The following is a 20,867-nucleotide window of genomic DNA, read 5'->3' as shown; positions in this document are numbered from 1 at the left end:
GGAGTATGGGAAACATGCCTCAAAAAACGTTACTGAAGGGGCGCGTTCTAAGCTTTTTGGAGTCACCTTTCGCCACCGAACCGACACGGGCGACAAACACTCATGAGGCGGTACTGATCGAAGACGGGAAAATAAAAGCACTGGGTTCGATAGCCAAATTGTCGCAAGAGCATCCAGAAGCGCAAGATGTGGAATATGGCCAGCACCTGATCATGGCAGGGTTTATCGACCCTCATGTGCACTACCCGCAAACGGCAATGATCGCCAGTTGGGGTAAGCGTCTTATCGACTGGCTCAATACTTACACTTTCCCTGAGGAAATGAAATTCGGTGATCCCCGATACGCGTCGGAAATTGCCAACCGCTATCTTGACCTCACGGCATCGCACGGAACGACCACGATGTGCAGCTTCTGTACGATCCACCCAGAGAGCGTTGACGCGTTTTTTGAGGCTGCACAATTGCGTGGGCAGCGCGTCGTGGCAGGCAAAACCTGTATGGATCGCAATGCCCCTGAAGGCCTCCGCGATACGGCTCAAACCGCCTACGATCAGTCGCAAAGCCTGTTGGAAAAGTGGCACGGGGTCAATCGGCTGTCCTATGCCATCACGCCACGATTTTCGCCGACGTCGACGCCTGAACAGCTTGAGGCAATGGGTGCTCTTTGGGCAAAGTACCCTCAATGCCTGATGCAGACGCATCTGTGCGAACAAACCGACGAAATCGAGTGGGTCCGATCTCTGTTTCCGAATGCCCGCGATTATCTGGATACCTACGAACAGTTTGGTCTGTTGGGCGGTAACGGGCTGTACGGACACGTCATTCATCTTGAAACACGCGAGCGTGACCGTCTGCGCGAAGTGGGCGCGGCCCTGATACATTGTCCGACCTCAAACACGTTTATTGGATCTGGCTTGTTTGAACTGGATGACCTTATGCGACAGGGGCACAGGATCGGTCTGGCCACAGATACGGGCGGCGGGTCCAGTTTCTCGATGCTTCGTACAATGGCAACTGCCTACGAAATCGGACAGTTGCAGGGAACGGCGCTCCACCCGGCGCAATTGCTATGGCTGGGCACGGTTGGTTCCGCGCAGTCACTTCGGATGGATGACTGCATCGGAAATATTGCGCCAGGATTGGAGGCCGATTTGGTCGTCCTTGATCTTGCGTCGACTCCTGACATTGCGCAACGAGAAGCAACGGCTGAGGACCTTTGGGAGGCTGTGTTCCCAACCATCATGATGGGCGATGATCGGGCGGTAGCCGATGTTTGGATTGGAGGAAACCGGGTCAGCCGAAAACCTTAATTCCGCAGAGCGCGGGCAAGTTGGTTCTGGCGTTCTATCGCTGTTGGCAAATCGATAGTTGTGACGTGACCACCACGCACGACTTGTCGTCCTTCTACAAAGAGATGTTTGACACGCATCGGGCCGGACAACAGCAAGGCCGCCGGGTCCCAACTGCCCGCGCTCTCAATACTCCGTGTATCCCAAACCGCAATATCGGCGCGTTTTCCAGGCATCAAACGACCACAGTCAGGTCGGTTCAGAACATCTGCACCGCCTCGTGTTGCGATCTCCAGCGCCTCGCGGGACGACATGGCGTCGGCCCCGTTTACAACACGCTGCAGCAACATCGCCTGTCGGGCTTCAAGCATAAGATTGCCATTGTCGTTGCTGGCAGAACCGTCGGCGCCAAGGCCAACGCTTACTCCTTGGTCACGCATTTTACGAACCGGAGCAATCCCCGATCCAAGGCGGCAATTTGAGCATGGGCAATGGGCCACTCCTGTTCCGGTTCTGGAAAATAGGTCAATTTCGACGCTATTCAGCTTCACACAATGCGCGTGCCAGACATCCGGTCCTGTCCAACCCAGATTTTCAGCGTATTGGCCGGGGCGACAGCCGAACTGAGCCTGAGAATAGGCGATATCTTCATCATTTTCGGCCAAATGGGTATGCAGCATGACGCCTTTGTCCCGCGCCAGCAACGCTGTGTCCTGCATCAATTCTTGACTGACTGAAAATGGCGAACATGGCGCCAATCCCACCCTGCACATCGCGCCTTCCATCGGATCATGAAACGCATCCACGACGCGGATCATATCCTCTAATATCACGGACTCTGGCTCGACTAAGTCGTCTGGCGGAAGGCCGCCGCCGCTTTCCCCGATACTCATCGCGCCACGCGTCGGGTGAAACCGGATGCCAACCTCGGCGGCCGCCACGATGGTATCGTCCAGACGAGATCCATTGGGATAGAGATACAAGTGATCAGAGCTGAGCGAGCATCCTGACAATGCCAATTCTGCCAGCCCTATTTGGGCCGAAGTAAACATCTCTTCAGGGCCAAACCGCGCCCAGATAGGATAAAGCGTTTTAAGCCAACCGAACAATAGGGCGTCCTGACACCCTGGTACTGCGCGGGTCAGAGTTTGGTACAGGTGATGGTGGGTGTTCACCAACCCCGGCGTTACGACACACCCAGTTGCGTCATGCACTTCGCCCGTGGTCTCTAACCCATGACCGATTTCTGCGATTTGCCCATCACGGATCAGCAGATCGGCCTGTTCCGGTTCACGCCGCTCGTCGTCCATTGTTAGAATAGTGTCAGCGTTACAGATCAAAAATTCAGACATTTTTCGCGCTCCTGCAATTGCCCGTCTCATGCAAATGGAGTGCGAAGCTGGTGGAAAACGGGCTCAAGAACCAGCACGTGAAAATGGTAATCTTTCACTACATCGACAGCAACAGAATTCAATATTGCTTTAAGATTTCCAAAGCCGCTGCATGCAGCTCGGCGTTGGCAGCCGCCAGAGCACGCCCCCCACCATGAGCTGGGTCGCCTTTCCAATCTGTCACAACCCCACCGGCTGCGTGAATCAACGCGATTGGGGCTTGGATGTCGTAAGAATTCAGCCCCGCCTCGATAACAAGATCGATCTGTCCAGCAGCCAGCAAAGCATATGCGTAGCAATCCATCCCGTATCGGGTCAGCTTGGCGTGTTGTGAGACAGCACGAAACGCCTCAGCCTCATTTGGAGTGCCGACTTCGGGAAAGGTGGTGAACACAATTGCTTCTTCAAGCGACTGCGTCTTGCGTGTCGTCAGTTTGCGTTGACCGGCCGGTCCCGTAGCAATGGCCAGTTCACCCTGTCCCATGAATCGTTCGCCAATATAGGGCTGATCAATCACACCCAGGCATGGACCGGTTTCATTACTAAGCGCGATCAGGACACCCCAGGTCGGCGTACCGCTAATGAACCCTCTTGTTCCGTCAATTGGATCCAAAACCCAAGTTCGACCGCTGGAACCCGCCGAATGTCCAAACTCTTCACCTAGAACGCCATCATCAGGTCTGTGTTCGGCAAGTACAGCTCTCATCGCCTTCTCAGCCTCACGATCGGCGATGGTCACGGGATCAAATCCGCCTTTGTTCTTGTTGTCGGTTTCCAAATCGGGCTGCCGAAAAAACGGTAAAATGGCCACCCGCGCTGCGTCGGCCATTGTTTCGGCTATTTCAAGATCATTGGATGGGCTGTGTCGCATGTGGTACCCGTGCGATCACTGCGCCCCATTGTCAAGTGGGTCGATCAGGCAACTTCGCTCAGTACGCGGGCGAGTTCGAAAAGCCTGCGGCGCTGATTTTCTGGAATGGCGTAGTACGAGCGGACAAGATCCAGCGCTTCCTTGTCCCCCATCAGATCGGCAGGAACCGACTTTTTGTCATTGTTGCCTTTGGTTTCGTCTTCCAGGCCTTCGAAGAAAAAACTGACCGGGACATCCAATGCCTCTGCGATATCCCAAAGGCGAGACGCGCTTACACGGTTGGCCCCAGTTTCATATTTCTGGATTTGCTGAAACTTGATACCAACCTGCTGCGCTAACTGCTGCTGGGTCATGCCAATCAGCCAGCGGCGATGCCGGACGCGTTTGCCAACATGAACATCGACGTGATGGGTCATTGGTACTCTCCTTTTTAACTCAAACAACCATCCGGGAAATCGCTACAACACACACCCCGGCACAGCAGCGGGATGCTGATTACAAACTCCCCAACTCGGATACTCCCCCCGAATGGCACCCTTAAGCACTATGACGCATTCCATCTATTTTTCAAGCGGGTTGTATTCGGTGTTGCGAATAGTTGTTTGTGGTTGTGTCAAAAAGTTCATCTGTGTGAGTTCGTTTTCAGATTGGAAACAAAATTCGGCACCTACTTCGCAGAACACATCGCACAGACTCTTTCGAATTGACATTCATTGCGCGTCTATTGCCTATGCCCAAGACGATCAGGAGGGCCCACATGCTTGCGTATTGTGTCGAGACTCAGGGAAAACCGCCAACGCTGACAACTTTGGCCTTACCGACGCCATCCGACGGGCAAATACGTGTGCGGATCAAGGCTTGCGGCCTGAACTTTGCGGATCTTTTGATGCAGAAAGGCACGTATCAGGATACGCCCGAAGCCCCTTTCGCTCTGGGAATGGAAGTCGCGGGCATTGTTGACGAAATCGGAAACAATGTTTCGACCATCGCTCCGGGTGACCGTGTGGCGGTTTATTGTGGTTTTGGCGGGTTGGCTGAATACGGTGTCTTTGACGCAGATCGGGCGGTTCCTCTTCCCGAAACAATGAGTTTTGAAGATGCTGCCGCCATTCAGATTGCTTACGGAACCAGCCACATCGCGTTGGACCATCGCGCGCGGCTACAGCCGGGCGAAACGCTGCTTGTAACTGGTGCGGCAGGTGGTGTCGGCCTGACTGCCGTTGAGATTGGCAAGTTGATGGGTGCCAAAGTCATTGCTCAGGCGCGCGGCGCCGAAAGGCTGTCGGTAGCCGCGAATGCCGGAGCTGACTATCTGGTCGACGCCAGTGAGGACCTGCGCGAACGCGTTCTATCTTTGGGTGGCGCGGATGTTGTTTATGACGTGATTGGTGGCGACGTTTTCAATGCTGCGTTTCGGGCCACTAACCCAGAAGGCCGCCTATTGCCAATAGGTTTTGCAGGGGGCGAAGTGCCAAATATCCCAGCCAACCATTTGCTGGTAAAAAACCTGACCGTGATTGGACTGTATATCGGCGGATATTTAAAGTTCCGCCCCCAGATTGTGCAGGAAAGTTTTTCGACTCTGTTTCAATGGCACAAAGCAGGGCGGATCAAGCCCCATATTAGCCACGTCCTGCCACTTGGACAGGTGGCCGAAGGGATGCAATTGCTAAAAGATCGGAAGTCGACGGGTAAAATCGTGATTTCACTTTGAACCCTAGGCGACAACTGCCTTAAGCGGTGAGCCCCCGAGCATGAGAAAGTTCTGCCTTACCAAAGAAGCAAGGGCGTCAACAACTGCGTCGCGTCCTTTATCAGCCCCATAAAGATTGATTCGGTGTGCAGGTAACTCTGGCAAGGCGCCACCCGATTCGATCTGCTCAAGATGGGCAGCCTCGGTACCGTCGAGCATCGCGTGAACGGCCAAGTCTGCGCTTACAGTCGCCTCGATGGTGCGGTCATTCTCGGTTTCAACAGACAATTCCCATGGAATACCTGCTGCATCCAAAGCAGCGATAACCTGAGGACGGAACAAGCAGCGTCGTCCAAGTGCAAGCGGAATTGGTCGCTTGCGCCATGCGGAACCGCCCGGCGCGCCGATCCATCTAAGTGGAAGTTCGGCAATAGTCTCGGCTCCGTCTGCTCCAGAAGCCTCCGTGGTAAGTATGAGATCGCATTCGCCGCGCCGGTACATCTCTTTCAATTGCATCGAGTAGGAAGAAACCAGTTGCACGCGTACGCGCGGAAAGTCGGCGTTGAAGCGCTGCAATACACGTGGGATAGCGGGATAAACAATGTCATGGGGCACACCCAGAACAACTTCGCCCTCAAACGCCTGATCCGTAAGCTTTGAAATAACTTCATCGTTTAGCGCGACGATGCGGCGGGCATAAGCAAGCAGTTGCTCGCCTGACGCAGTGAGCGCAATAGTCCTTCCGCTGCGATCCAAAAGCTCCAGTCCTAAAAGCTCCTCAAGTCGCTTTAGCTGCATTGAAACTGCTGACTGGGTCAGATGCAGAAATCCCGCAGCGCGTGTTACGCCACCGTGATCAGCAACGGCAATAAAGGATCGAAGAGTTGTAATGTCCAAATTACGCATATTCACGATTCCTTATGGATCACGTCATAAACATTCATTTTCATAATATTGCATGTTGCTCCATATATATCAACATAATTGATCTAATGAAAAAGAACCATCAAGGTTAAATGAAAGGGCAATCATTATGACCCAAATAGCTATCTCTCACGCTGGAAGCACGAAACGCGTCGCCAAACGCAAGATTTTTTGGAATTTGCTTAATCTTGCCCGACAGCGTCGCTCACTTGCCAGGTTGGATGATCATTTGCTTGACGATATCGGGCTGACCCGCCGCGAAGCAAACGTTGAGGCAACCCGCCACATCTGGGACGCACCTGATAACTGGGTAAAACAACTGTATTAATCGGACTGATCGTGTTTTGAGGCCGCCAGAAAAGGCGGCCCGAGCACATTACTGACAGTTTTGCTGAGTTTTAGGCGTAAAACCCTTGAATCGGCGGCCACACTCTCCGATATTTGCTTGGAAACCAGCCTGCATTCGCGGGCCGGGAACAGATGAATGAAGGGAGACCCTTTTAATGGCACAATTCGACACGATCCGGACGGCCACCGGTGCGCGCGCCGCCGAGATTGACGAGGGCCTACGCGCCCACATGAACAAAGTCTACGGCACAATGTCCGTCGGCATGCTGATTACATTTGCAGCCGCATGGGCAATTTCCGGGCTTGCAACAACAACCGATCCATCGGCGGCTGCCGCTCAACTAAGCGAAAGTAAGTATCTGACTTCGTTCGGATACACTTTGTTCGCGTCGCCGTTGAAATGGGTCATCATGTTTGCGCCTTTGCTATTTGTTTTCGGTTTCAGCGCCGGAATCAACCGCCTGTCCGCAGCGGGTGCACAGACAGTTTTTTATCTGTTTGCGGCAGTTATGGGTGTATCGATCAGCTGGATCTTCCTGGTCTTTACCGGTCAGTCGATAATTCAAGTGTTCCTGATCACGGCAATCGCATTTGCGGGACTGTCGTTGTACGGCTACACAACTAAGAAGGACCTCTCGGCGATGGGCACGTTCCTGATCATGGGCGTGATCGGCCTGATCGTAGCCTCGATCGTGAATATCTTCATCGCTTCTTCGGCTATGGCATTTGCCATCTCGGTTCTGGGTGTTCTGATCTTTGCCGGCCTGACCGCATATGACACTCAGAACATCAAAACCACTTACCTGCAGATGGCTCACTCCGGCGATCAAGAATGGTTGGGTAAAGCCGCGATAATGGGTGCATTAAGCTTGTATCTGGACTTCATCAATATGTTCATGTTCCTGCTACAACTGTTCGGCAACCGCGAATAAAATTCTGCAAATTAAAGCCTAGTTGGGCGGATCCGAAAAGGTCCGCCCATGTTTTTTGGTGGAAAGTCGAAAGCCGGGCCAAACGAAAACCCCTGCCGTTCAGGCAGGGGTTTGGGACTTGAGAGAGAAAAAGCTTAGCTACAGTTCAGTGGAACCGCAAAACCGGAACTCTTACCGGATGAACCTTTGCGATAGACTTGGCCGGCGGACAAACAGCCTGTGAACCGTTCAGTCTCGGATCCAAAAATTGAACCAACCGAGTTATCGACGCGGTTGCTGTTGCTTGGTGTGCGCAAGACGCCGAACAATTTCCCATTCACGGCGACCGTGCTAAGGAAAAGGGGTGTTGCGCTGCCCGACAGCTGCACCGCTGTCGTATCGCTGCGTCCACCGTTATCGATAGCTACACCAGCCATCTTTTCCAGTTCAGCTTTATCTGACGTGACTTGAATGGTCGGCAATTCAGCAAGCTCTGCCGGAACATTGGTTGCAGGCGGAATGAACGCAGCTGCGCCAGCCACTTCGGAAATCGTGCGCGGTTCTCCGTCTATTCCGGTGAACCCGACCCCTTGTCGGTTAAAGGGGTCTTCGCAGGCCGAAAGGGTCAGGGCGGCAAGTGCGGGCAATATGATTTTTTTCATGACGGTCAACATTTTGGGTCGGTTAGGCGAAGCGTAGCGGCAGGTGACGCGAAATTGCAACCCGCGCGAAAACAGAATACTTGAATGGCTGATGCGCCTCTGCAACGGCCTGATTTCCATCATCCAATGTTCGAGTGATTTTCCAATTGCCCAATGAGCATAAAAAAAAGGGCCCCTGCCAGTGCAAAGTCCCTTTGAAATTTCACCATTGAGGGCAGATTATTTTATCTTGCCTTCCTTGTACTCGACGTGTTTGCGAGCGACCGGATCGTACTTACGAATGGTCATCTTTTCAGTCATAGTGCGAGCATTTTTCTTGGTCACATAGAAATGGCCCGTGCCCGCGGTCGAGTTCAGACGGATTTTGATTGTCGTCGGCTTCGCCATGGTTATCTCCTGCGTCCGAAAAGGCAGGGGCCTTTCGGTTGAATCCTCTTGAGCGTGCGCTTTTACGCCTTGCACGGCCTATGTCAAGGGCAATTGCCTAGGGAGCAGCGGTTGCAGATATGCGCTAGCTGAACAATGTCGGCGCACCCATATATTCGTGAATTTGGTTGCGTTCAGAGTCCGACAGTCCCAAAGCTGAGGCCAATTGATGCAAATAGTCAGCTTCGCGCTCATTGTCCAAACGAATCGCCGCAAGGGACGTGGCGTAGATCTGAGCCCGAAGAGGCGCCCCGGAATCCGCAGCCAGCCCCATCACGTCGATCGGAGCTTCTAGTTATTCTTGAACAAAGGCGCGTTCTTCGTCGCTGATATCATCGCCCAATTCACCCAAGATGGTTTCCTTTTCTTGCGCATCCAATTCTCCGTCAGCCTTGGCCGCCTGAATCATTGCTCGCAGCATTAGCTTGGCATGCTGTTCCATGGCTGCCCCGCCCGGAGTGCCATTGAACACCGTCTCAAGCATATCAACAGTTTGTTGGCTACCAGTTTTGGCAGCCCCCTGCATTGCGTTCATCAATCCACCCAAACCAGCAGCACCAGCCGGGTCGGCGATTCCGAGTTTGCCGATCATCTCTTGCAACCCCGAAGCCCCACCGGGCATTCCAAGCTGTTCAGCCATCTTGCCAAGCTGATCTATTCCAAATCCACTGCTTGCGCTTTGCATTGCGTCCTGTAAACCAGCCATGCCGCCCATTTGCTTGTATTTTTCAAGCCCCTTTGCCGCAGCAAAACCGACAGCAACCGAAGCCAATGCTTTCATGAAACTCATTTCATTCCTCCCAATGGATGGCGCATTTTATGGGACACTATCGTAACACCTGCATGTATTCAGACAAACCAGCGTCCGATCTGAACACTTACCTGAAATTCGCTTTGTCATTCGGAGCAGTTGTCCACCACCATAACGCTTGAATCTGAACACGGGTTCATCCCAAGTTTGAAATGTGGCACGTTCAATTGAACGGATCACGAAATCCTGATATGTTCGGCGTAACCCACTAAGTTAAGAAGCCAATTGCGGGCTCGAACTTCGAGGCACCAAAAAACAGGCAAACCCTCTGTCGGCAGAGTTTATATGCATGACATTTTTTGGGGGCATCATGACTGAGTGGACTATTCAAGGTGAAGAGCTGGCAAACTGTAACTGCAATTTTGGTTGCCCATGCCAATTCAGCGTTCTTCCAACACATGGCAATTGCGAGGCAGTGGTTGTTTTCGATATCAAAAGTGGTCACTACGGCGATACTGATCTAGCCGGAGTTCGAGCTGCTGGCGTTTATTATTGGCCCGGCCCTATTCACGAGGGTAACGGCCAGATGCAGTTGATTGTTGATGAGTCCGCCAGCGCGGAGCAACGCGCAGCCCTTCAAGCAATCATGACCGGTGAAGACACCGATGAAATGGCGACGATGTGGTATGTCTACAGCGCCATGGCCCCAACAAAGCATGAAACGCTCTATGTCCCGATTGAACTTAGTTGGGACCGGGACGAACGCTCAGGCTATGCCAAAGTGCAAGGTATTTTCGATGTCGAAGTCAGCCCAATTCCGCACATTGTTTCAGGTGCAGCTCATCGTGCCTCGATCCAGTTGCCGAACGGTTTTGAGTATCGTCATGCCGAGGCAGCTTCTGGTTCCGCAAAAACGCATGGCGGCGAAATTAGCCTGACCTTTGACGCAACCCATGCGCATTTGGCCCATCTGAATATTTCGGGTCACGGTGTAGTTGGAGCCTGATCAGAGCCTTACGATGACCACATCCGATACTTCGCCGCGACCTGGAATGATTGAGCGGCTGTTGCGGCATGACCGCTATATTGTGCTGGGCAGCGTATCTCTAGTTGTTCTCGCCGCTGCTTGGTACACGATCACCGGGGTCGGCATGAACATGTCGGCGCTGGAGATGACGCGCATGGCCGGCCCAATAGGTGAACCGATGCAAATGGGCGGTCCGCCCATTTGGACCCTCAACTACGCTGTTCTGATATTCCTTATGTGGTGGGTCATGATGATTGCGATGATGACGCCTAGCGCCGCGCCAACAGTGCTGCTCTATACCGCGTTAAAGCGTGTTGGTCGCGATCAGAACGCCGCTGTTTGGCTCAGTTTCTGTTTCCTTACCGGGTACCTAATCGCATGGGCCGGATTCAGTCTTGTCGCAACAGGCGCGCAATGGGCATTGGAACTTATCGGTTTGGCCGACGGACCCATGATGACGATACGATCAAAGGTATTTGCTGGCTGTGTTCTGGTATCTGCGGGCGCTTATCAGCTGTCAGATCTCAAAACTGCGTGCCTCAAACATTGTCAAAGCCCGGCCCGCTTTCTATCAAAACACAATCGGCCTGGCGCTTATGGTGCACTGCGAACAGGTGCTTTGCATGGGGTGTACTGTCTTGGCTGCTGCTGGGCCTTGATGGCGCTGCTATTCGTTGGCGGCATCATGAACCTCTATTGGATCGCAGGGATCGCTTTGTACGTCGCCCTCGAGAAATTGCTGCCCCGTGCAAAATGGCTGCCGATACTTACCGGCCTTTGCCTGATTGCGGCGGGGCTTTGGCTTGTCCTAACGGCGTTTGTGACCGGTCTTTGATGGGTATCGATGGCTGTGGAACCGGCCAAATTTTGGGTTCCGATGCAAAAATTGTAGGAGAAACACAATGCCTGTTTTTATCACCTATGCTTCGTATTCCCAATCTGGCGTTCAAGGAATGTTGGAAAAGCCAGCAAACCGAACTGGGCCGGTAAAGGCGTTGCTGGAAAAGGTGGGCGGCAAGTTGCTGGCGTTCTACATGACAACTGGTTCGAATGACGTTGTCGTTATCAGCGAGGCACCAGACGGAACCGACGCGGTAGCGGTCGGTATGGCAGTGGCTGCCTCCGGAGCGGTAGATAAGATCGAGACTGTTCGCGCATGGACGGCAGACGACTTTGTTTCAATCGCGGAAAAGGCCGCTGCCTTAACCGGTGCCTACACACCTCCGGGCAGCTGACGGTATAACGCGCGGAGGGCCTGTAAGCCGGATCTTGTTCCGGGGTTGCCCCCTTCGATGACCATTCCTCTAGGCCGTACATTGCTGCACGGCTCCAGCTGCCAACCCGGTCCCTCTCGGCCAAGACGCGCTTAGCGGCGGTATCGGCTGGCGCCGACCGGCCCGCGCGGGGACCCTATTTGGCATTGCTCCCGGTGGGGCTTGCCGTGCCGCCACTGTTGCCAGCGGCGCGGTGGGCTCTTACCCCACCGTTTCACCCTTACCACACGAATGTGGCGGTTTGTTTTCTGTGGCGCTTTCCGTCGGGTTGCCCCGCCCGGGCGTTACCCGGCACCGTTGCCTTGTGGAGTCCGGACTTTCCTCTCGGGCGTAAGCCCCAGCGGCCATCCGGCCCTCCGCGCACGGGGGTGGGTATGCGGTGCGACAGACCACGTCAAGGGTTCAGGTGGCATTTGGGTTTGACGGCATTTTGTCACTCTAACCAGAAACGCTATGGCTCAACCCAAATTGGTTGAGCTGCCAAATGGCTCAAAATCTGCTGATTCAAGAGGACCATTGGCCCATGGTCGAAACCTCAGGCGTACGGCGGCAAGTAATGCTTCGTCATCCACATCAGCTGTGTAACCGGCATTTCGCGCAAGCGTTCGGAAAGTATGAAACTGCTCGTCCTTAGGGTCTTTGTTGAAACCAATAGTTGAAGCTATGCTTTGATGTTCCAAACGCGACCAGTCAAAACGCGGACCGGGGTCACTTTTTCGGCCTGGAGCCATATCAGAATGGCCTATAACCCCTGAGGGTTTGACAGACCAGCGCACTTTTATTTGACCCAACAGTTGTTCCAAGGTCGTCATTTGTGGTTCAGAAAACGGATGATTGCCGGCATTGTCCAGTTCAATGCCAATCGAGCGGGAATTTATATCGGTCTTATTGCACCAACTCCCAGCGCCTGCATGCCAGGCGCGGTCTTCTTCGCGAACCAATTGCCAGAGGGTTCCGTCAGATCCAATCAAGTAATGAGCCGATACCTCATGCACTGGATCACACAACCGTTCCAGCGCGGCAGCGGCACTTTGCATCGCGGTATAGTGAATAACGATCAGCGACGGCGTAAGACCATCCCGGCGCGGGCCGAAATTGGGGGATGGGCGCCAGATCGGCGTAAGTGGATCAGTTGTTGATGGCACTGCGGAACGGGCTTGGATCCCAACCGCACGCATATCCGTCTCCGTCTGGGTCAAGTCCTTTACGGTCTCGTTGAGGTCCGCCGCTTGAAAGAAACTCGATTTGCGCCTGATCTGGTGAAGTGAAACGGGAACAGTTTCGTTGCGCTTTGGCTTCAAGATTGAAACCCGCTCGACTATAAAGTTGCGTGCCAACAGGGTTTGAAGTGTTCAACGCATATTGAACGATGTTGGGTTGACCGTCCTGACCGCGCGCCGGAACCGCCGTAGGAGCCACGACCTCGTAAGTCTGGCGGTTCTGTTCTATCAGAGCGGCGTCGGATTCTATGCTGCGCCGACCTGAAACGGCAGTAAAATCCTGCTCGTCCGAAATTCCTGGATTGCTGATTGGTTGCACGAGCGCGGTTTGCGTAGACTGTCCAGATGTGCTGGCCAAAGCAGCAGCGGTCTGGTTGGCGATATCGGCACTGTCACCGCCCACTGATACGGCCCCTTGCGGGTCCTGTGCTGACAGCGGTTGTTGTGAAACTTCCTCGGGTGGCAACAGCGGATTTCCAGTATATCCCTGCCCGGTCAGTTCCGCCTCTCGCTGCGCCTGATACTGAGGCGTATTGAAACCCGTTCCCTCGACAGGTGCCACCGTGTTGCACGCACCAATCAATCCTATTACGGGGATCAGAAGCAAATTGCGCATTTGGCTTTTCCGTCTCTGTGCGTTGCCTGTACTGCCCGAAGGCTTACCACCAATTCACGGGCTTTGCCACAAACCCTGCTGCACTTTCCAACGAATAGGCGGTATTGAGCAGGTCGCCTTCATCCCACGGGCGCCCAATCAGCTGAAGACCCAGCGGAAGACCTTTCTTGTCAAGGCCAGCAGGCACCGAGATACCAGGCAATCCCGCAAGGTTTACCGTCACGGTAAAAACATCGTTCAAATACATTTGAACTGGATCAGCCTCGGTCATCTCACCCAGTCCGAATGCTGCCGAAGGAGTTGCCGGCGTTAGAATCGCGTCGATTCCGGCGGCAAATACGTCCTCGAAGTCTTTCTTGATCAAGGTACGCACGCGGCGCGCGCGATTGTAATAAGCGTCGTAGAAGCCTGCCGACAGAACGTAAGTTCCAATCATGACACGACGCTGGACCTCATGACCAAATCCCTCGGATCGCGTTTTTTCGTACATTTCAGTTATGCCGTCGCCTTGTGCCAATGTGGCGCGGTGGCCATAACGAACGCCATCGTAGCGCGCCAAGTTCGACGACGCTTCGGCAGGAGCAATAACGTAATACGCAGGCAAGGCGTATTTCGTGTGCGGCAACGAGATATCGACTATCTCGGCACCTGCGGCCTTTAGCATTTCAGCGCCCTCTGACCAGAGTTTTTCTATCTCGGCGGGCATACCATCCATGCGGTATTCTTTGGGGATGCCAATTTTCTTGCCTTTGATATCCCCGGTAAGCATACCTTCGAAATTCGGTACGGCCAGTTCGGCGCTAGTAGAATCTTTGGGGTCGTGACCGCACATCGTTTCCAGCATGATCGCCGCGTCCCGCACGTTTTTGGTCATCGGCCCCGCCTGATCCAACGACGAGGCAAACGCAACAATACCCCAGCGCGAGCATCTGCCATAGGTCGGTTTGATGCCCGTGATGCCGGTGAATGCAGCTGGCTGTCGGATCGAGCCGCCAGTATCTGTCCCGGTGGCCGCAAGACACAAATCCGCAGAAACAGCTGCTGCGGAACCGCCGGACGAACCACCCGGTGTCAGCTGCGCATCATCGTTACCGCGCCGCCAAGGGCTGACCGCATTTCCGTAAACAGAGGTCTCATTTGACGAACCCATAGCGAATTCGTCCATATTCAGTTTGCCCAGCATCACAGCGCCATTATCAGCCAACTGTTGAGAAACCGTCGACTCGTACTCTGGCTTGAACCCTTCAAGGATTCTTGAGGCGGCTTGAGAAGGCACACCCTTGGTGCAGAACAGATCTTTAATACCAATCGGCAGACCGCACATGGAAGGCGCGTTTCCCTTCTTGATCCGCTCGTCCGCGGCTTTAGCGCGTTCAAGTGCGATTTCGGGCGTTTTGTGGACAAACGCGTTCAGCGCGGCGGCTTCATCAATTGCCTTCAGGCAAGATTCAGTAAGCTCGACCGAGGTCACCTCACCTTTGCGCAATGCATCACGCGCTTCGGCTAATCCCAGCTTGTTAAGTTCGCTCATGTCTTACTCCACAACTTTGGGAACAGCGAAAAAGCCCTCGCGCGCGTCGGGCGCATTTGCCAGAACCTTGTCTTGCTGGTTGCCGTCGGTGACCACATCTTCTCTGCGCTTCAGACGCATCGGCTCCACCGACACCATCGGGTCGACACCCTCTACGTCAACTTCATTCAATTGCTCAATGAAGCCCAGGATCGTGTTGAATTCGGATGCCAGCGCCGGCAGCGCGTCATCCTCGACCTTGATCCGGGCCAGTTTCGCCACTTTGGCGGCGGTACTTTGGTCAATTGACATCGGCTTCCCTCAAATTCGCTCAGAGGGCATTTACCTGTCCGTCGCGGCAGTCGCAAGAGCACCAGATTAACGGGATCAATTTCCGCGCATTAAGCCGAAGAAAGTTCCCGTTTATGCGGTGTTCGGTTAGGTAAATCGAAATAACGAAAAAAGTGAACCGGTTAGTTCATTTTGGCTCTTGAAAAATGAACTAAACAGTTCATTTCAGTCTGACGGCGCAGCAAACATGGAGAAAGGCAATGAAAACCTTTTTTATAGCGTTCCTTATGTCCACTTCATTTCTGACGGCACAGGCACAAGCCTTTAGTCTTAGCATGGATAACCTAGTCCGCGATCTGAATTTCCCCGATCCAATCGCGGAGCCTGTAACCAAAGATAAAGTTCAACCAGAGCGATAAAATGGCCCTTGAGCCCGGGTCGGATCCCCCCTGACCCGGGCGCGTTTAAATTGAATGCTGCGCAGCTGTTCCCAACTCGTTAACATCGAAAAGATGATGCCCAACCTTGGCTCAGTGTAGTCGGCGCAACGGAGCTAATAATGACCGCTCGAATGCAACTTGTTCTGGACGCCATAGACGCGGCCAATTCACAAGATCCAAATCTGGAAAATGGTACGCCCGAGGCTTTGCTTTATGGTCAACGGATGACTGCAGAACTTGAAAGACTCTTCCCAAATGCTTCGGAAGAACTGCAGATTGCCGCGCGGGGGCAGCATGTTGAACGTTGGAAACTAAAACGGTCCGAATATCCTGAAGGTCGCGCAGGATATTTAGCTTGGCGTAAGGCGCAGGGCGAGTTCCACGCAAAGGTTGTTATGACTTATATGAAAGATGCGGGCTATGACCATGAGCAGCTTGAAACCGCGAGTCAAATGTTGCGCAAACATGGCATAAAGCGTGACGCCGAAGTACAGGCGTTGGAGGATGTGATCTGTTTCGTGTTTCTTAAATGGTATTTTCAGCCCTTTGCCGCCAAGCACTCCGCCGAAAAGATACAAAGGATCGTTGAAAAAACTGCGCGAAAGATGTCGTCAGATGGCCGTGCGCGAGCGTTGCGGGAGTTCGATTTGCCCGAAGTTCTGGCGGCAGCCTTTCAACCATGAAATTGTTAATTCCAACATACACCGGAGACTCAATCCGATGGATCAACTCAAACTCTTGGTGGATCTGCATATAAAGGGACAAAGGCAGGGCCCCGGCGGTAGGGACGCGACCCGGCGTGCAATCGATCTGGCTGGACTGAACAAGAAACAGCCTTTGAAAATCGCTGATATTGGCTGTGGCACTGGGGCGGCCAGTCTGATCCTTGCCCAGAACCTAAATGCCGAAATTTGCGCCGTAGACTTTTTGCAGGACTTTCTTGACGAACTCGATACTCAAGCCGTGAAGCTTGGACTTGCAGATCGCATCAAGACGCTGCTCGCGTCGATGGAAGCACTGCCATTTCAAGATGCCTCGCTGGACGTGATTTGGTCTGAAGGCGCCATCTACAATATTGGGTTTGAGAACGGGGTTCGGTACTGGCGTAAGTTCTTGAAACCGGGCGGTATCTTGGCAGTTTCCGAGCTCACCTGGCTCACCCGAAACCGACCAGACGCTTTGACCCGTCACTGGTGTCGGGAATACCCCGAAGTCGGACTGCCGTCTCAAAAGATCGGGCAGCTAGAAACACATGGGTACGAGGTTTTGGGCTATTTTCCTTTGTCACCAGATTGTTGGCGCGACAACTACTATGGCCCAATGCAAGGCAGGTTTGCTAACTTTTTGGACAAGCACGGACATTCAAGCGAAGCCATGGCGCTTGTCAGCGCCGAGCAGACCGAGATTGACCTTTACGAAAAGTATTCATCTTTTGTGAGTTACGGATTCTACGTTGCGCGCAAATTGCCGGACTGACCGTTACGCCTTAACAGCGATCGACGATACACCTCGATCATCCATCCCAACATCGTTGCATTCAGTATGTGCCACATAAAATGCGTGCCAACTGAAAAAGAGCCACATAGCGGTTCGTCTAATGCGCGGAAAGTTATAGATGCTATCAGGATGACAGCGCCCAACGCCAAGCCGCGTGCCGTACCTGGCGCTCGGTGGCGTAATAAGGCTGCGTAGATCAATATTAATAACGGAATAGGGGCATAACTCGCCGAGCCGCCAAGACCGGGTATCGTTTGAAACAATGGGAGTGTCACAGCGACGAAAGGGAAAAACAGCAGCGTGAGTGCTGCCGCGAGCCAGGGTTTCAACCCCCAAACATCCCGGTTTATTGCAAAAATATATACCAGCACAAACATCAGAATAGGTGTGACATCTGCGACCGCGGCCCAAACCTTAGCATGCGTGTGAAATAAAAAACTGCCAACACCGATTCCAGCCAGAATTGCAATCAAAAGATAGGCTAGAGGTGCCTTCTGACCGGCAACACGGCTCCACATAATGAAGGCCGAAATCAGAAATGCTAAATTCGTCACGGCATTTATTGGTTCGGCCCAATAAGCAGGCGACAGCCGCTCACAGTATCCATCAATATATTCTGACCATTCCATAGATTTTTACATAGCGGATGCTAGGCTGAGACCAAGCTGTATGTTGGAGGATTCTTGATGAATATCATTTGGCTGGGACATGGAAGCTTCAGAATTGAAACCGAAGGTCAGGTTTTTCTGATTGATCCATGGTTGACCGGAAACCCTTCTCTGCCAGAGGCGCAGCACGATGACGCAGTTGAAGGCGCGACGCATATACTTTTGACACATACGCATTTTGACCATGTGGTCGATGTGCTGCCACTGGCAAAGCACTTGGGCATTCCCGTGGTCGGCCAATACGACCTGATGGGCTATTGGGCCGAAGCCGAAAACATCGAAACCGTCGGATTTAACAAAGGTGGAACCGTCAACCTGAACGGCATAAAAGTTACCATGGTACCGGCATCACACAGTTCAACCTTTTCGACTCCGGAAGGATTGCGAACAGGCGGTTCAGAGGTTGGTTTTATTATCGCTGCCGAGGGACGTACGGTTTATGTTTCGGGCGACACAGACATAATGGCCGACATGGATTGGATGGGCGACTATTATCAACCCGATATCGGAATTTTGTCGGCTGGCGGTCATTTCACAATGGACATGAAAGGGGCTGCATATGCGGCTAAACGGTTTTTCAAATTCAAAACGGTAATACCCTGCCACTACAAAACCTTTCCGATCCTTGAGCAGACGGCTCAGGATCTGATTGATGGTCTGCCCGGTGTGGATGTGATCGAACCAGAAGTTATGCAGGCAATCAGGTTGTAGGTTCAGCTTTATGAGCAAGATAACTCCGTCGCCGGAACTGGCCGCTGTTGTGCGCAGATGGAACCTTGCCGTTCAGAACCAGGACCAAGCAGTCTTGATGAACATGTTGTCGAAATCAGAGCACTTGCGGTATCAGGGCTCTGCAGACGGTGAGTGTTGGTCCGGAACTGTGTTTCGAGACGGATTTGCAGATCATGTAAGGGAAATTCCGGAATTCGACTGGGATGAACACAGCTTGGAAGCCTTTGAATGTGGCGAAGTTGGCTGGGCCCATTGTTCTGCGACGCTCACTTTTGCAAGTAATGGAAATTCGACACCCCATCGGTTCACATTTGTGCTGAACTTAGAAGACGGCATCTGGAAAATGGTACAGCTGCATGTGTCCAACCCTATGTCCAATCTGGAGAAGATTGGTGTGGAACATGAGGCACTTAACGCCCTTGTCGAAGCTGCGCGTATCGGATTTCAGCAAGATCAGAGCGATGGTATAGCCTCAGTCATGTTTACCGACATCGCAGATTCTTCTGAACTGACACGCAAACTAGGCGACCATGAATGGGCGGATATAATCTCAAGGCACTTGGAACTGGCCGAAGGAATCATAGTTTCGCACCGGGGAAGATTGGTCAAATCGCTCGGTGACGGCACAATGTCTATCTTCACTTCCGTACAAGATTCGGTGGACGCGGCGGTGAACCTTCAGCGACGCAATGCGTCAATCGACACTGCGAAGATTTTGCGCCTAAGGATCGGCATTCACACCGGTGAAGTTATCCAAAAGGATGAAGATTTTTTTGGAACGGTTGTCAATAAAGCGGCACGCGTTACAGATGTCAGCGGTCCAAACGAAATTCATGTTTCGGATGTTACGCGCCTGATGCTTGATACAGATCCTAATGGGCGGTTCGGTCCACCAAAACCTGTCTTGCTGAAAGGGTTCGGAGGCCGCCAAACGGTGTACAGTCTTAATTGGAAGTGAACAGCTTTCACCTTTCAAGGAGCTTACTAGTTTTTTCCGGCGCGTTTTTCTGCAAAAAACGATTGGAGCAGTTTTTCACATTCCTTGGCAGCGATCCCGTCATAAACCTCAGGAACATGATGGGACTGAGGGTGTATAAACACCCGGGCGCCATGGGCGACGCCACCAGATTTAGGATCAGACGCACCATAATAAATACGCCTGATGCGTGCCGCCGCCATTGCCGCAGCGCACATAGCGCATGGCTCCAGCGTTACATAAAGATCGAAACCCGGCAGGCGCTCAGACTTAGTGACAGCGCAGGCTTCCCGCAGAGCAAGTATTTCGGCATGCGCAGTGGGATCCTTCAATTCGCGCGTCCGGTTTCCAGCCTTCGCCACGACGCTTCCACTGGGTGACACGACCACAGCTCCAACCGGAACTTCGCCGCGACCTGCCGCGGCACGCGCCTGTTCCAACGCCAATTCCATATGCGATCTGAACATCATGCTTCTGACTGCCTCAGAAACCTGGCTTTCGCAAGTCGTCGGGATAGGTTAAGGCCGGAGGATGAGAAACACCCCTCCTCCAGGCGACCGGATCGCCAAAGTCTTAGCACGCGCAGGCGTCGCCTCTCGTCGCGAGGCAGAGCGGATGATCAATGCAGGCCGCGTCGCCGTCAATAGCAAGACAATCGACAGCCCTGCACTAAACGTGACGGTCAATGACAAAATCATTGTCGATGGCAAACCGATTTCTGAACCGGAACCAACTCGTCTTTGGCTATATCACAAACCTCCGGGTTTGGTTACATCCACGCGAGATGAGAAAGGCCGAGCAACAATTTATGACAGCTTACCCGAAGATATGCCGCGGGTTATGAGCATTGGCCGTTTGGACCTGAACTCGGAAGGGTTGTTGTTGCTGACCAATGACGGCGGCATAAAGCGCAAGCTTGAATTGCCTTCGACAGGCTGGCTGCGAAAGTACCGGGTGCGTGTAAACGGCCGACCAAAAGACGAGGATTTCGCGCCGTTGCGTAACGGCCTGATAGTCGAGGGTGAGCGGTTTCAACCCATGACGGTGACTTTAGACCGACAGCAAGGGGCCAATGCGTGGCTTACTGTTGGCCTGCGAGAAGGGAAAAACCGGGAGATTCGACGCGCGATGGAAGACATCGGTTTTGCCGTCAACAGGTTGTTGCGTGTTTCATATGGACCATTTCAACTGGGCGCGCTGAAGGCAGGCGAAGTCGAGGAAGTTCGCCGTCGTGTCATGCGCGATCAGCTGGGTCTGGATGAAGGGGTAAAACCGGGAAACCCTTCAAAGCGTCCGGTCCGGCCGCAACGCAAACGTGCGACCGTAAGCAAGAAACATCGCAATTGACGA

The 20,867-nt window shown here is 53.2% G+C and carries 25 protein-coding genes, 1 other RNA gene and 1 pseudogene; 13 read left to right on the top strand and 14 right to left on the bottom strand.

From position 1 onward, the window contains the following. The first annotated feature begins 14 nt into the window (after positions 1–14). Complete coding sequence (guaD, locus tag GOV45_RS13495; protein ID WP_170478702.1) at positions 15–1,310, top strand: guanine deaminase; 1,296 nt, start codon at positions 15–17, stop codon at positions 1,308–1,310. Here guaD and GOV45_RS13490 read toward each other — a convergent pair. The 3 genes from GOV45_RS13490 to GOV45_RS13480 all read right to left on the bottom strand — a co-directional run bounded on the left by GOV45_RS13490 (position 1,307) and on the right by GOV45_RS13480 (position 3,967). Continuing rightward, positions 1,307–2,641 (bottom strand): 8-oxoguanine deaminase, encoded by a 1,335-nt coding sequence (locus tag GOV45_RS13490; protein WP_170478700.1) that lies wholly within the window; start codon positions 2,639–2,641, stop codon positions 1,307–1,309. The genes guaD and GOV45_RS13490 overlap by 4 nt on opposite strands. A 118-nt stretch (positions 2,642–2,759) precedes the next feature. Continuing rightward, a complete protein-coding gene (gene hisN, locus GOV45_RS13485; protein ID WP_170478697.1) occupies positions 2,760–3,551 on the bottom strand; it encodes a histidinol-phosphatase in 792 nt (263 codons plus the stop codon). Positions 3,552–3,595: 44 nt separating this feature from the next. Continuing rightward, positions 3,596–3,967: a helix-turn-helix domain-containing protein gene (locus GOV45_RS13480; protein ID WP_170478695.1), complete on the bottom strand. Its 372-nt coding sequence runs from the start codon at positions 3,965–3,967 to the stop codon at positions 3,596–3,598. A gap of 341 nt (positions 3,968–4,308) precedes the next feature. Between GOV45_RS13480 and GOV45_RS13475 the strand changes: the two genes are divergently transcribed. After that, a complete protein-coding gene (locus GOV45_RS13475; RefSeq protein ID WP_170478692.1) occupies positions 4,309–5,265 on the top strand; it encodes an NADPH:quinone oxidoreductase family protein in 957 nt (318 codons plus the stop codon). Between the two features lie 3 nt (positions 5,266–5,268). Here GOV45_RS13475 and GOV45_RS13470 read toward each other — a convergent pair whose 3' ends face one another. Further along, on the bottom strand, positions 5,269–6,150 hold the full coding sequence (locus GOV45_RS13470; RefSeq protein WP_170478690.1) for a LysR family transcriptional regulator: 882 nt from the start codon (positions 6,148–6,150) through the stop codon (positions 5,269–5,271). 127 nt (positions 6,151–6,277) lie between these two features. Here GOV45_RS13470 and GOV45_RS13465 point away from each other — a divergent pair, with 127 nt between their 5' ends. Further along, complete coding sequence (locus GOV45_RS13465) at positions 6,278–6,496, top strand: DUF1127 domain-containing protein (RefSeq protein ID WP_170478687.1); 219 nt, start codon at positions 6,278–6,280, stop codon at positions 6,494–6,496. A gap of 175 nt (positions 6,497–6,671) precedes the next feature. Continuing rightward, a complete protein-coding gene (locus tag GOV45_RS13460) occupies positions 6,672–7,448 on the top strand; it encodes a Bax inhibitor-1/YccA family protein (protein ID WP_170478684.1) in 777 nt (258 codons plus the stop codon). Positions 7,449–7,582: 134 nt separating this feature from the next. On the opposite strand, the gene GOV45_RS13455 is transcribed toward GOV45_RS13460, so the two are convergent. The 3 genes and pseudogenes from GOV45_RS13455 to GOV45_RS23325 all read right to left on the bottom strand — a co-directional run bounded on the left by GOV45_RS13455 (position 7,583) and on the right by GOV45_RS23325 (position 9,137). Beyond that, positions 7,583–8,089 (bottom strand): lipoprotein, encoded by a 507-nt coding sequence (locus GOV45_RS13455; protein ID WP_170478681.1) that lies wholly within the window; start codon positions 8,087–8,089, stop codon positions 7,583–7,585. 219 nt (positions 8,090–8,308) lie between these two features. After that, positions 8,309–8,476: a 50S ribosomal protein L33 gene (gene rpmG, locus GOV45_RS13450; RefSeq protein WP_010441901.1), complete on the bottom strand. Its 168-nt coding sequence runs from the start codon at positions 8,474–8,476 to the stop codon at positions 8,309–8,311. A gap of 124 nt (positions 8,477–8,600) precedes the next feature. Continuing rightward, a pseudogene (locus GOV45_RS23325) lies at positions 8,601–9,137 on the bottom strand (DUF533 domain-containing protein). Between the two features lie 499 nt (positions 9,138–9,636). Here GOV45_RS23325 and GOV45_RS13435 point away from each other — a divergent pair. The 3 genes from GOV45_RS13435 to GOV45_RS13425 all read left to right on the top strand — a co-directional run bounded on the left by GOV45_RS13435 (position 9,637) and on the right by GOV45_RS13425 (position 11,528). Beyond that, on the top strand, positions 9,637–10,272 hold the full coding sequence (locus GOV45_RS13435) for a DUF1326 domain-containing protein (RefSeq protein WP_170478675.1): 636 nt from the start codon (positions 9,637–9,639) through the stop codon (positions 10,270–10,272). Positions 10,273–10,285: 13 nt separating this feature from the next. Next, positions 10,286–11,128, top strand: a complete 843-nt coding sequence (locus GOV45_RS13430; protein WP_170478672.1) for a DUF2182 domain-containing protein — start codon at positions 10,286–10,288, stop codon at positions 11,126–11,128. Positions 11,129–11,195: 67 nt separating this feature from the next. Then, a complete protein-coding gene (locus tag GOV45_RS13425) occupies positions 11,196–11,528 on the top strand; it encodes a GYD domain-containing protein (RefSeq protein ID WP_170478669.1) in 333 nt (110 codons plus the stop codon). Between the two features lie 7 nt (positions 11,529–11,535). Here the strand turns inward: GOV45_RS13425 and rnpB are convergent. The 5 genes from rnpB to gatC all read right to left on the bottom strand — a co-directional run bounded on the left by rnpB (position 11,536) and on the right by gatC (position 15,225). Beyond that, an RNA gene (gene rnpB / locus GOV45_RS13420) (RNase P RNA component class A) lies at positions 11,536–11,927 on the bottom strand. A gap of 98 nt (positions 11,928–12,025) precedes the next feature. Next, positions 12,026–12,745 carry an N-acetylmuramoyl-L-alanine amidase gene (locus tag GOV45_RS13415; RefSeq protein WP_170478666.1) on the bottom strand — a complete coding sequence of 240 codons (720 nt, stop codon included), beginning with the start codon at positions 12,743–12,745 and terminating at the stop codon, positions 12,026–12,028. Beyond that, positions 12,696–13,403, bottom strand: coding sequence for a hypothetical protein (locus GOV45_RS13410; protein WP_170478663.1), 708 nt, complete (start codon positions 13,401–13,403; stop codon positions 12,696–12,698). Before GOV45_RS13410 ends, GOV45_RS13415 begins: the two co-directional genes overlap by 50 nt. Before the next feature lie 43 nt (positions 13,404–13,446). Continuing rightward, complete coding sequence (gene gatA, locus GOV45_RS13405; RefSeq protein ID WP_170478660.1) at positions 13,447–14,934, bottom strand: Asp-tRNA(Asn)/Glu-tRNA(Gln) amidotransferase subunit GatA; 1,488 nt, start codon at positions 14,932–14,934, stop codon at positions 13,447–13,449. Between the two features lie 3 nt (positions 14,935–14,937). Next, positions 14,938–15,225, bottom strand: coding sequence for an Asp-tRNA(Asn)/Glu-tRNA(Gln) amidotransferase subunit GatC (gatC, locus tag GOV45_RS13400; RefSeq protein ID WP_170478658.1), 288 nt, complete (start codon positions 15,223–15,225; stop codon positions 14,938–14,940). A gap of 239 nt (positions 15,226–15,464) precedes the next feature. Between gatC and GOV45_RS13395 the strand changes: the two genes are divergently transcribed. From GOV45_RS13395 to GOV45_RS13385, 3 genes are all read left to right on the top strand, one after another. Then, positions 15,465–15,623, top strand: coding sequence for a hypothetical protein (locus GOV45_RS13395; RefSeq protein ID WP_170478656.1), 159 nt, complete (start codon positions 15,465–15,467; stop codon positions 15,621–15,623). Positions 15,624–15,763: 140 nt separating this feature from the next. Further along, positions 15,764–16,327 (top strand): DUF4202 domain-containing protein, encoded by a 564-nt coding sequence (locus GOV45_RS13390; RefSeq protein ID WP_170478655.1) that lies wholly within the window; start codon positions 15,764–15,766, stop codon positions 16,325–16,327. A 37-nt stretch (positions 16,328–16,364) separates the two neighbouring features. Then, positions 16,365–17,120 (top strand): class I SAM-dependent methyltransferase, encoded by a 756-nt coding sequence (locus GOV45_RS13385; RefSeq protein WP_170478653.1) that lies wholly within the window; start codon positions 16,365–16,367, stop codon positions 17,118–17,120. Here GOV45_RS13385 and GOV45_RS13380 read toward each other — a convergent pair. Continuing rightward, positions 17,093–17,770, bottom strand: coding sequence for a ceramidase domain-containing protein (locus GOV45_RS13380; RefSeq protein WP_170478651.1), 678 nt, complete (start codon positions 17,768–17,770; stop codon positions 17,093–17,095). The two genes, GOV45_RS13385 and GOV45_RS13380, sit on opposite strands and share 28 nt — an antisense overlap. A gap of 57 nt (positions 17,771–17,827) precedes the next feature. Between GOV45_RS13380 and GOV45_RS13375 the strand changes: the two genes are divergently transcribed. Continuing rightward, complete coding sequence (locus GOV45_RS13375) at positions 17,828–18,520, top strand: metal-dependent hydrolase (RefSeq protein WP_170478649.1); 693 nt, start codon at positions 17,828–17,830, stop codon at positions 18,518–18,520. Between the two features lie 10 nt (positions 18,521–18,530). After that, positions 18,531–19,499, top strand: coding sequence for an adenylate/guanylate cyclase domain-containing protein (locus GOV45_RS13370; RefSeq protein WP_170478647.1), 969 nt, complete (start codon positions 18,531–18,533; stop codon positions 19,497–19,499). Between the two features lie 26 nt (positions 19,500–19,525). Here GOV45_RS13370 and GOV45_RS13365 read toward each other — a convergent pair whose 3' ends face one another. Beyond that, positions 19,526–19,987, bottom strand: coding sequence for a nucleoside deaminase (locus GOV45_RS13365; protein WP_170478645.1), 462 nt, complete (start codon positions 19,985–19,987; stop codon positions 19,526–19,528). A 61-nt stretch (positions 19,988–20,048) separates the two neighbouring features. Between GOV45_RS13365 and GOV45_RS13360 the strand changes: the two genes are divergently transcribed. After that, a complete protein-coding gene (locus GOV45_RS13360; RefSeq protein WP_170478643.1) occupies positions 20,049–20,864 on the top strand; it encodes a pseudouridine synthase in 816 nt (271 codons plus the stop codon). Positions 20,865–20,867: the final 3 nt, after the last annotated feature.

Origin of the sequence: Ruegeria arenilitoris (assembly GCF_013035425.1) — a bacterium.
Lineage (GTDB): Bacteria > Pseudomonadota > Alphaproteobacteria > Rhodobacterales > Rhodobacteraceae > Ruegeria > Ruegeria arenilitoris_A.
Note: the sequence above shows the minus strand (reverse complement) of the source record. Positions and strands in the feature narration are given on the sequence as shown.

Excerpts from the sequence above, each read along its gene's own strand:
- guaD (WP_170478702.1), top strand. The coding sequence starts at position 15 with ATGCCTCAAAAAACGTTACTGAAGGGGCGCGTTCTAAGCTTTTTGGAG.
- rpmG (WP_010441901.1), bottom strand. The coding sequence starts at position 8,476 with ATGGCGAAGCCGACGACAATCAAAATCCGTCTGAACTCGACCGCGGGC.
- GOV45_RS13480 (WP_170478695.1), bottom strand. The coding sequence starts at position 3,967 with ATGACCCATCACGTCGATGTTCATGTTGGCAAACGCGTCCGGCATCGC.
- GOV45_RS13460 (WP_170478684.1), top strand. The coding sequence starts at position 6,672 with ATGGCACAATTCGACACGATCCGGACGGCCACCGGTGCGCGCGCCGCC.
- GOV45_RS13365 (WP_170478645.1), bottom strand. The coding sequence starts at position 19,987 with ATGATGTTCAGATCGCATATGGAATTGGCGTTGGAACAGGCGCGTGCC.
- GOV45_RS13395 (WP_170478656.1), top strand. The coding sequence starts at position 15,465 with ATGAAAACCTTTTTTATAGCGTTCCTTATGTCCACTTCATTTCTGACG.
- GOV45_RS13370 (WP_170478647.1), top strand. The coding sequence starts at position 18,531 with ATGAGCAAGATAACTCCGTCGCCGGAACTGGCCGCTGTTGTGCGCAGA.
- GOV45_RS13415 (WP_170478666.1), bottom strand. The coding sequence starts at position 12,745 with ATGCGTGCGGTTGGGATCCAAGCCCGTTCCGCAGTGCCATCAACAACT.
- GOV45_RS13465 (WP_170478687.1), top strand. The coding sequence starts at position 6,278 with ATGACCCAAATAGCTATCTCTCACGCTGGAAGCACGAAACGCGTCGCC.
- gatC (WP_170478658.1), bottom strand. The coding sequence starts at position 15,225 with ATGTCAATTGACCAAAGTACCGCCGCCAAAGTGGCGAAACTGGCCCGG.
- GOV45_RS13410 (WP_170478663.1), bottom strand. The coding sequence starts at position 13,403 with ATGCGCAATTTGCTTCTGATCCCCGTAATAGGATTGATTGGTGCGTGC.
- GOV45_RS13425 (WP_170478669.1), top strand. The coding sequence starts at position 11,196 with ATGCCTGTTTTTATCACCTATGCTTCGTATTCCCAATCTGGCGTTCAA.
- GOV45_RS13475 (WP_170478692.1), top strand. The coding sequence starts at position 4,309 with ATGCTTGCGTATTGTGTCGAGACTCAGGGAAAACCGCCAACGCTGACA.
- GOV45_RS13430 (WP_170478672.1), top strand. The coding sequence starts at position 10,286 with ATGACCACATCCGATACTTCGCCGCGACCTGGAATGATTGAGCGGCTG.
- GOV45_RS13385 (WP_170478653.1), top strand. The coding sequence starts at position 16,365 with ATGGATCAACTCAAACTCTTGGTGGATCTGCATATAAAGGGACAAAGG.
- GOV45_RS13435 (WP_170478675.1), top strand. The coding sequence starts at position 9,637 with ATGACTGAGTGGACTATTCAAGGTGAAGAGCTGGCAAACTGTAACTGC.
- gatA (WP_170478660.1), bottom strand. The coding sequence starts at position 14,934 with ATGAGCGAACTTAACAAGCTGGGATTAGCCGAAGCGCGTGATGCATTG.
- GOV45_RS13470 (WP_170478690.1), bottom strand. The coding sequence starts at position 6,150 with ATGCGTAATTTGGACATTACAACTCTTCGATCCTTTATTGCCGTTGCT.
- GOV45_RS13490 (WP_170478700.1), bottom strand. The coding sequence starts at position 2,641 with ATGTCTGAATTTTTGATCTGTAACGCTGACACTATTCTAACAATGGAC.
- GOV45_RS13380 (WP_170478651.1), bottom strand. The coding sequence starts at position 17,770 with ATGGAATGGTCAGAATATATTGATGGATACTGTGAGCGGCTGTCGCCT.
- GOV45_RS13390 (WP_170478655.1), top strand. The coding sequence starts at position 15,764 with ATGACCGCTCGAATGCAACTTGTTCTGGACGCCATAGACGCGGCCAAT.
- GOV45_RS13375 (WP_170478649.1), top strand. The coding sequence starts at position 17,828 with ATGAATATCATTTGGCTGGGACATGGAAGCTTCAGAATTGAAACCGAA.
- GOV45_RS13455 (WP_170478681.1), bottom strand. The coding sequence starts at position 8,089 with ATGAAAAAAATCATATTGCCCGCACTTGCCGCCCTGACCCTTTCGGCC.
- GOV45_RS13360 (WP_170478643.1), top strand. The coding sequence starts at position 20,049 with ATGAGAAACACCCCTCCTCCAGGCGACCGGATCGCCAAAGTCTTAGCA.
- hisN (WP_170478697.1), bottom strand. The coding sequence starts at position 3,551 with ATGCGACACAGCCCATCCAATGATCTTGAAATAGCCGAAACAATGGCC.